Annotated in this window: 9 protein-coding genes; all 9 read right to left on the bottom strand. The window is 55.9% G+C overall.

Going from position 1 to position 8,097, the window contains the following annotated elements:
- The coding region (locus tag EKD02_RS08870; protein ID WP_185805731.1) for a GvpL/GvpF family gas vesicle protein at positions 1-670 on the bottom strand (670 nt) is incomplete at its 3' end.
- Between the two features lie 21 nt (positions 671-691).
- The gene (locus EKD02_RS08865; protein ID WP_126341358.1) at positions 692-2,848 is read right to left on the bottom strand and encodes a CDC48 family AAA ATPase; all 2,157 of its coding nucleotides are present in this window, start codon (positions 2,846-2,848) and stop codon (positions 692-694) included.
- Between the two features lie 22 nt (positions 2,849-2,870).
- On the bottom strand, positions 2,871-3,815 hold the full coding sequence (locus EKD02_RS08860) for an ArsA family ATPase (RefSeq protein ID WP_011357448.1): 945 nt from the start codon (positions 3,813-3,815) through the stop codon (positions 2,871-2,873).
- Positions 3,812-4,363, bottom strand: coding sequence for an Hsp20/alpha crystallin family protein (locus EKD02_RS08855; RefSeq protein ID WP_126341357.1), 552 nt, complete (start codon positions 4,361-4,363; stop codon positions 3,812-3,814). Before EKD02_RS08855 ends, EKD02_RS08860 begins: the two co-directional genes overlap by 4 nt.
- Before the next feature lie 18 nt (positions 4,364-4,381).
- Complete coding sequence (locus EKD02_RS08850; protein ID WP_011357446.1) at positions 4,382-4,675, bottom strand: gas vesicle protein; 294 nt, start codon at positions 4,673-4,675, stop codon at positions 4,382-4,384.
- 21 nt (positions 4,676-4,696) lie between these two features.
- Positions 4,697-5,014 (bottom strand): hypothetical protein, encoded by a 318-nt coding sequence (locus EKD02_RS08845; RefSeq protein WP_126341356.1) that lies wholly within the window; start codon positions 5,012-5,014, stop codon positions 4,697-4,699.
- A 37-nt stretch (positions 5,015-5,051) separates the two neighbouring features.
- The gene (gvpN, locus tag EKD02_RS08840; RefSeq protein ID WP_041463776.1) at positions 5,052-5,978 is read right to left on the bottom strand and encodes a gas vesicle protein GvpN; all 927 of its coding nucleotides are present in this window, start codon (positions 5,976-5,978) and stop codon (positions 5,052-5,054) included.
- Between the two features lie 80 nt (positions 5,979-6,058).
- Positions 6,059-7,186: a hypothetical protein gene (locus EKD02_RS08835; RefSeq protein WP_148102970.1), complete on the bottom strand. Its 1,128-nt coding sequence runs from the start codon at positions 7,184-7,186 to the stop codon at positions 6,059-6,061.
- Between the two features lie 36 nt (positions 7,187-7,222).
- Complete coding sequence (locus EKD02_RS08830; RefSeq protein WP_126341354.1) at positions 7,223-7,828, bottom strand: hypothetical protein; 606 nt, start codon at positions 7,826-7,828, stop codon at positions 7,223-7,225.
- Positions 7,829-8,097: the final 269 nt, after the last annotated feature.

Raw genomic sequence — 8,097 nt, 5'->3', positions numbered from 1 at the left:
CCCCCGAGATACTGACCTTCACCCGACCACCCTTCGGAGTGAACTTCAACGCGTTGCCAAGAAGATTCATCATGACCATTTCGTCGTCCATTGTTTCGTGCCGCTTCGATTGTGATGCCCGCTCACCGAGCTGCCTGAGTACCGAGGCACTGAGGGCTGCATTGCGCCGATCGATCTTTTCCTTGATCAACCTGCCGACAGCGATGGCATCTTCAGTGGAGGAGGATTGACGGGCCTCGACCTCGCGTTTGAGTTCCTGCACGTCGCCCTCTGAAACCACCTCCTGCAGGAGATCGGCAAAACTGCTCCATTTCACGACCACTTCGAGTTCATGCGCATCTTCCGTTTCCCGGAATATGCGCTCGATCAGGTTGTAGCCGTCTTCAATGATGCACGCCGCATCTGCTGCTGAGGAAACGAACGTTCCGAGTTTGAGCGGAATAATCTGCATGCCTCTTTCCATAAGCCGCTCGAGGGTCTGCTGGTGCTGAAGCAGCATCCGGGCGAGTGACTCACGGTCAAGTTCACCAAGATCGATGGCAGGCCGGTTTTCGACGATGGCCGAACAGCCCATCGAGGCAACGGCATAGATGTCAGGGTCTGTTTCGGCCAATGATGCCGCCAAAGCGGGTTCGTTTACGATGCCGTAGATGTATATGCTCTGATTCATACGTTCGGTTGAAGGTTATCGTTATTCTCCATTGTCCCTGTAACGGGAGGACAAGAGCCGCACAGCCTCCTGGAAATGACTGTCCCTGACCCTCAGCTCCACATGCAGGGGATCGATGCCCCCGGCCTCCAGGGCGATGCAGGCGCTGATGGCCCCCATACTGGCCTTTCGGCAGATGAACTCTATGTCGGCCCCGCTCATACCCTCCGTACTTTCGGCAAGCGCACTGATGCTGACGTCATCATCCAGGGTCATCGATTTCGTATGGATCTCGAAAATCCTCACACGCGCCAGGACATCAGGCGGCGGCACCTCGTAGAGAAGATCGAAACGCCCCGGGCGGATCAGGGCCGGGTCAAGCAGGTCGATACGGTTGGTTGCCGCGAGCACGAATACTCCTTTCAGCTCTTCGATGCCATCCATTTCAGTCAAAAACTGGCTGATGACACGCTGGGTGACGCTCGATTCCGATCCCCCCGCCCCCCTGGCCGGAGCGAGGCTGTCGATCTCGTCAAGAAAGATTATGGTCGGGGCTGACTGCTTTGCCAGCCGGAACAGCTCCCGGACCGCCTTTTCAGATTCCCCGATGAAACGGCTGATGATCTCGGGCCCTTTGACGGAAATGAAGTTGACCCCGCTCTCGGTCGCAAGGGCCTTGGCAAGCCATGTCTTGCCCGTCCCCGGCTTGCCGTACAGGATGACACCTTTCGGAGGGGTTGTACCGGTCTTGCGGAACAGTTCCCGATACCTGACCGGCCACTCGACAGCTTCCCTCAGCGCCTGCTTGACCTCTTCATGGCCGCCGACATCCTCCCAGCGGACATTGGGAACTTCGACGAAAAACTCCCTGATTGCCGACGGCTCGACCTCTTTCATCGCATCAAGGAAGTTCTCCATCGTCACCTCAAGCTGCGTCAAGAGCTCATAGGGAATTTCGGAAAGCTCGAAATCGATTTTCGGCAGTATCCGGCGCAAGGCCGTCATGGCGGCTTCACGGGCAAGGGCTTCAAGGTCTGCACCGACGAATCCGTGCGTGATGTCGGCAATCCGCCCAAGATCGACATCGTCGCTGAGGGGGATTCCCCGTGTATGGATATGGATGATTTCCAGCCGGCCGTTGCGGTCCGGGACGGACACGCTGATTTCACGATCAAAACGACCCGGGCGGCGAAGTGCCGGATCGATTGCATTGGGAATGTTGGTAGCGCCGATGACGATGACCTTGCCGCGGGACTTGAGGCCATCCATCAGGGAAAGGAGCTGGGCGACGACACGCTTTTCGACCTGCTTCTCGCCCCCCATGTCCTCACGGCGGGGCGCAATGGCGTCGATCTCGTCGATGAAGATGATCGACGGGGCATGGGCCTCGGCCTCGGCAAAGATGTTGCGGATCCTGGCTTCGCTTTCCCCGTAGAATTTCCCCATTATTTCCGGGCCGGAAATATTGATGAAATACGCATCGGTTTCCCTTGCCACAGCCCTGACAATAAGGGTCTTGCCGGTGCCGGGGGGGCCGTAAAGGAACACCCCCTTCGGCGGCTCAACGCCAAGGCGGTCGAAGATTTCCGGGTACTTGAGCGGAAGCTCTATCATTTCCCTGATCCGCTGTACCTGGGTGCCGAGCCCGCCTATGTCTTCATAGGTTACGAGGTTCACGCCGCCTTCGCTCTTTTTGGGGAGCTCCAGTGCTATCGAGGTATCGGGATGGATCAAAACAACGCCGGCGGGCGCGGTGGCGTTCACTGTATAATGGACTGAGCGGGAGCCGAAAAGCGTGGCCTTCACCCTGTCACCCTTCATGACGGGAAGGCCGCTGATAAGGGAGCCGATGTACTTCGCATCATCTCCGCGTATCGAGGACGCACCGCCGTCGACCGGCTTGAGCACGACCTTTGCCGCCTTCTTCGAAGCAATCGCCGTAACCTTGACCTTTTCATCGATGCCCGTCTGGGCGTTCTCCCGCGTAATCCCGTCGATCTGGATGATGCCCTTGCCCCTGTCCTCGGGGTAGCAGGGCAGCACCTTTACCGGCGTGGCACGCTTTCCTTCAGCAAGCACGATGTCTCCGACGCCGATTCCGGCCTCAGCCATATCTTTCGGGTCGATTCGCGCTATGGCGCGTCCGACGTCCTTGAGCAGAGATTCCTTGACTTTGAAGATCCGTTCGATCTGGCTCATCTTTCAGCAATCATTGCGAATGTTAGGTAAAAAGGGCGTTCTTCAGTTTCTTCAGGCCATCGAGACCCCTGATTTCCTCGGGGAACTGCGGCACCACGGTCACCGGGATTCCCGGAAACAGCTCGCCGGTAAGGGCCAGATACCTATCCTGGGACTGCCTTCGCCTGCGGCAGAATTCGGAGCCATCCGGCTCCATGACATTGTTCATGACGAGCTGGCGTGCCGATATCCGGTGTTCGGCAAGTTCGCTGAGGAGCCTGGCCGTCTCCCTGACGGCCATGTCTTCGGGTATGCAGACGGGAATAAACTCGCACCGGGCGGAACTGGAGAGGAGGGCTTCAATCCGCTTGACCGTCCTTTTCAGGTCCAGCAGCATGTTGTCCGCCTCGTCAGCGGTATAGCCGCCGGAAAAAGACTCCACCATATAGCGGTACTTCCACCTCATTTTCGAAGCCATCCTGACCCATCCGTCAAGCAGTTCAGGAGAGCTGATGAGGCGGAGGGCGTGACCGGTTGGAGCAGTATCGACGACATACCGCTCATACGCACCCTCCGAGACCAGGTCGATGACGGCCTTCAGGCTCATCATTTCATCAATGCCGGGTATCGACAGGCTCATCATCTCCCGGATGTCTTCAGCATCAAGTTCCGAAGAGGTCTCAAACAGCTTCACGAGCTCGGCTTCATGATCCTTCTTGAACTTCCGGAACGCCTGATCTGCTGAAACTTCGAGAGCGGCCAGCCCCGGAGCCCCGGCAACTTCAACGGGTATCGGGCCGACCGGCTGGCCAAGGCTGTCGCCGAGCGAATGGGCGGGATCGGTTGAAATGACGATGGTCCGGTAGCGCTCCGACAGCCACAGGGCGGCTGCAAGCGCACAGCTGGTCTTGCCGACGCCCCCCTTGCCCCCGAAAATCACCATTTCCAGTGTTTTACGGTCCAGACCACTCAACGGCATGGAGGTCATTTGCTTATGGTGATCTCGAGTATCCCGTTCGTATACTTCCGTTGCGGCTCCTGGCCTGCAACCGCCATCGGCAGCAGCAGTTCTTTCCTGTACCGTTTTCCGCTCCCCTTCGTAGTGATGGAGAGGATGTCACCATTCAGGTCGAGGATGATGTCTTCAGCCTCCAAGCCCGGCATCTCCACAATCACCACAATACGATCCTCTTCATCGAACAGGTCGGTGATGGGTTCCCGCTCTTCATCAACTTTGGGTCCTTCCGCGCTTTTGCGGATGTTGCCGAACGTCTCGACTTTCGGTGAACCGCCGCCACCGCCGGCCGATTTGATGGTGAATCCATACACACCCTTCATGCCCTTCCTGAGATGCTCAAGGTTCACTTCCCCGCTGCCTGAGGTACCGCCTGAAGATTCAAGTTTGGAGGCAAGATCAACCAGCCGCTCTATCCCCTTGAACAACCCGCCAAGGCCCTGACCGAGAGCACCAAGTCCCGACAGGTCGAAATCAGACTCTTCGTTTTCCCTTTTTTCCCTCTCCCTATCCCTATCCATCCTCACCCCTGTTTTGACTTATCTGTTGATTGATTCCAGCTTTTCGATCCGCTGGTTTATTTCGCCCAGAAGCCGTGTCTGTTCGGATGTTTTTGCACCGGTTGACAGGTATGGATCTTCCTGCCACCAGTTGATGCCCATTTCGATGGCCTTATCGACCGAGGCGACCATCAGCCGGATCTTGATGGTCAACAGATCGATATCGGCGATCTGTATCTTGATGTCTCCCGCTATGACAATGCCTTTGTCGAGAACCCTTTCGAGGATATCGGCGAGACCGGTAGCATTGACCGCATGTTTGAGTTCAGGCATTGTTGATTGAGATGTTGGTATTTAGTAATCGAAGGGCATGGTCTTGAATCCCGGAACCGTGACATCATCCACATAGCGGTTTCCATTATAGGAGCGGAATGCCTCGAACCCCTCGAGACTTTCGGCATAGACCTCCCGGATGGCACTGAGCCGTCCGTCGATGACCTCAAGACGCTGAATCAGCTTGTTCTTTTCGCTGATGAGACGGGTCCGCTCCATTTCAAGCATGTACAGGCGAAGAAAGTCGTTGCTCCCCTTCTGCTGGGCAGCCGCCTTTTTGATGGTGTGGACGGTCTTGATGTCGTTGATGCCCTTGAGCATGCTGTTCCTTTCTGCCATGGCTTTTCCCCCGTGATTGATAGTGTGCGCTGCGCTGTTACAGATATGCTTCGATCAGGTCGTTGACGATGGCGCGGACCTTTTCCTGGTTGGTCTTCGATCCCACCCTGCTGGTTTCCGATGTCAGGATGTCCTGGAACACCTTCCTGACGGCATCGTTCGTTTTTTCGGGCCTGACCTGCATGATATGCAGCGTCCTTGCTATCATGATCGAACCGCGGACGGTCGGGTCAAACTCGGTTTTGCCGGATTCGCGAAGTCCCCTTACGACCTGCACGATTTTCTCTGAATCCTCGAGCGTCAGTTCCGACTTAGCATGCGTCACCCGCAGCTCGGTCTCATAATCGAAATAATCCAGGTCCATGGTCACCATCCGGTCGCGCAGAGCATCCTGTGTCCTGTTGACGCCGGCATATTCCTCGGGGTTCGAGGTAAATATCGCCCTGAACTCAGGGTGGACCTTCATGTAGTAGTCCTCTTCATTCGAGGCTGATGTGCTCAGCATCTTCTCCTGCAGAATCGGCAGAAGGATGTTGTTGGCCTCGGGACGCGAACGGGTGAATTCATCGTAGACCAGGGTGAAGCCCTTCTTGATGGCAATCGAAAGGCGGTTGTTCACCCACTGCTTGCTCATATCCTCTTCATACTTATGGACTGAATGGATGAAGTTGTCATTCAGGCGCCTGAACTTGTATCCCTGCTCGCTTCCGATGAGGTCGGAGGTCTTGTATTCGGAGTCTCCGTGGATGACCACGACGGGTCGTCCGATCTTGCCGGCAAGGTGCATGGCGACCGTTGTCTTTCCGGTACCCGAGGGGCCCCGGAAATGGACAGGGAAGCCGGCCTTCAGGTAGGTAAGTCCACGCTCGGTGATGTCCCGGATGTACTCGGTTTCCACGAAATTCGCCATCGGCCGTGGTGCCAGTACCGTATTCATTTCATTGTCATTCACTGCAGCACGCATAATCAGCTGGTTAGGGTTTGTTCCGGGTTACGGGCCGGCAGCGGCTTAACGGCCAGCCGGCCCGGTGGAGTTTCGACAAGTCAGTGGCCAAGCGGATGGTAGAAGTTCTCGACCTTTGACACCTTCCCCTCATCGAGGAGGTTCCGGGCGGCAACGCCGATCTTCATCCTCGTTTCACCAAGGGGCTTTTCCATGTCTGACACCCGTACGCCTTCCGTACTGGAGTTGATGTAAGCCAGGACCCTCTCTTCAAGGCTGTCACCGGTTACCGATGCGGCTTCTGCCTCAGGCTCCGCTTCCGGCTCCTCGTTCACGACCCCTGCTGGTTCCTGCTGAGGAGCTGCATCCTGGAATTCCTCTACAGCCGCATCCACCTCTTCCTGAGGGGAGACTGCAACAACCTCAAGCTCAGGCCATCCTGCCGAATCCGCAGCCCTTTCTTCAGAGAATCGCTTCAGCATGGCAGATGTCGACTGCCTCAGCGTCTCGACTTCGGAAGAAATCCTGCTGAACAGGCTGTTGTACTCATCCATCCTGACAGCTTCGCTGCCGGCCAGCCCCTTCCGCACCGCTTCGGCGGCCTCAAGGTTCTCATTGCTGATTTCAAGCATCCGCTTCCGGATTCCGGCAAGCAGCTCTTTGGTGTACTCGGAGCCCTCATGCCTCGTCTTCTCCAGACCGTTCTTCAGTTCCTCGGCCATCTGCTCGTGCTCACCGGCAAAGCGCTCGAGCATGGCATTGGTTGAAGCGAAGATGTCCACCACCTCCATCTGCAGGCTTTTGTTATACTCCCTGATGCCGGCCATCATCTCGCCGAACTCCCCGAGACGAATCTGCTCACTGTCCATGCGCGATGCTGTGGCATCATCGAGCATGGCATGCAGCTCCGTGCTCATCGCCGAGCGATCGCCGGCAAAGCCCTGCATCATGGAGGCAGCCTCCGTGCGGTATGAGCTGACGGTATCCCTGACTGCATGCAGTTCATTCTGGATGTTGCCCATCATCGCACTGTAGTCTTTCATCCGGTCCTGCTCGTCCACTGAAAGGGATGCATGCAGGCGTTCGGCGTTCGACGCCAGCCGCGCAGCCATCTCACGGTGCTCCTCGCGGAAACGGTGAATCATGGCGTTGACCTCTTTAACAAGGTCCCTGTTGGCCTTGTCACGACGCCTGAACGAATTCATTGCTTCTTCTCGCATAGTATTCATGTCCTGTTTTGATGCCATTGTTAGAATCCTCCCTTCTTAATTTGATTTGATTCCCCATTCACGATCGACAAGATGCTTTACGTCCTTTATGTCTTTAGCCCCTATTCCTTCCCTTTTATGCAGAAGAGATTCCAGATGGGCAACAATTTTGGAGTGTGCCGACTGAAAATCAGTCAGCCGTTTCACCACAGCCGCCTTCCTCTCTTCCTGTCCCGATGCAATCGCTGCAAGCTCTTCCCTCAGCTGCCTGCTTCTGCGGGCGAGATCAGGGGATGAAAAATCAATCGCATTGAGGATGAGGTCTTTGAGCATCAAGGCAAACTCCCTCTGGTCGCGGAGAAATGACGAGAGCTCATCGCGGGCATCCTGTTCCTTTTCGTCAAGAATTGCATGGATCTCGTCCATCATTCTTTCATAATCTTTTTTCCTCAGCGAACCCTTTTTGGCCAGCACATCGCAAAGGCTCTCATTGGCAGCCGTCCGCTTCTCTTTCAGCTGGTCGAGTGAATTCCGGATGGCTTCGAAAAGGTTGCGGCAGGAATCATTGATCTCCTCAGCGCACTCATAAGCGAACTGAATTTCCGCAATTTTCGCGGCCTCTGGCGTAGGCGGCGTCATAACGGTATCAGGATAATTATTCATCAACGGGGGGATATTTTCTACTCTATGGTTTACGAGTCAATAAAGCGCACAACCAATCAGGTTTTCCGGACCGCTTCGAGCCCGGCTCATTCCCTGTAAAAAAATGTTCCTGGTAAATCATGCTGCCCGGCCATACTTACCGGGAAGGATGCTTTAGCAGGAGCAATCTGCTTCAGCGGAACGTGCTTATGCAGCCTTTGCGGTCAGTCCGATAGCCTCTGCATACTTCAGGTAGGTCTCGACCGATGCGACCACGACCCTTGCCTCGA

It is taken from the genome of Chlorobium phaeovibrioides (assembly GCF_003968655.1).
GTDB lineage: Bacteria > Bacteroidota > Chlorobiia > Chlorobiales > Chlorobiaceae > Chlorobium > Chlorobium phaeovibrioides.
Note: the sequence above shows the minus strand (reverse complement) of the source record. Positions and strands in the feature narration are given on the sequence as shown.

Excerpts from the sequence above, each read along its gene's own strand:
- EKD02_RS08865 (WP_126341358.1), bottom strand. The coding sequence starts at position 2,848 with ATGAGCCAGATCGAACGGATCTTCAAAGTCAAGGAATCTCTGCTCAAG.
- EKD02_RS08855 (WP_126341357.1), bottom strand. The coding sequence starts at position 4,363 with ATGGATAGGGATAGGGAGAGGGAAAAAAGGGAAAACGAAGAGTCTGAT.
- EKD02_RS08860 (WP_011357448.1), bottom strand. The coding sequence starts at position 3,815 with ATGACCTCCATGCCGTTGAGTGGTCTGGACCGTAAAACACTGGAAATG.
- gvpN (WP_041463776.1), bottom strand. The coding sequence starts at position 5,978 with ATGCGTGCTGCAGTGAATGACAATGAAATGAATACGGTACTGGCACCA.
- EKD02_RS08850 (WP_011357446.1), bottom strand. The coding sequence starts at position 4,675 with ATGCCTGAACTCAAACATGCGGTCAATGCTACCGGTCTCGCCGATATC.
- EKD02_RS08835 (WP_148102970.1), bottom strand. The coding sequence starts at position 7,186 with ATGAATACTATGCGAGAAGAAGCAATGAATTCGTTCAGGCGTCGTGAC.
- EKD02_RS08830 (WP_126341354.1), bottom strand. The coding sequence starts at position 7,828 with ATGAATAATTATCCTGATACCGTTATGACGCCGCCTACGCCAGAGGCC.
- EKD02_RS08845 (WP_126341356.1), bottom strand. The coding sequence starts at position 5,014 with ATGGCAGAAAGGAACAGCATGCTCAAGGGCATCAACGACATCAAGACC.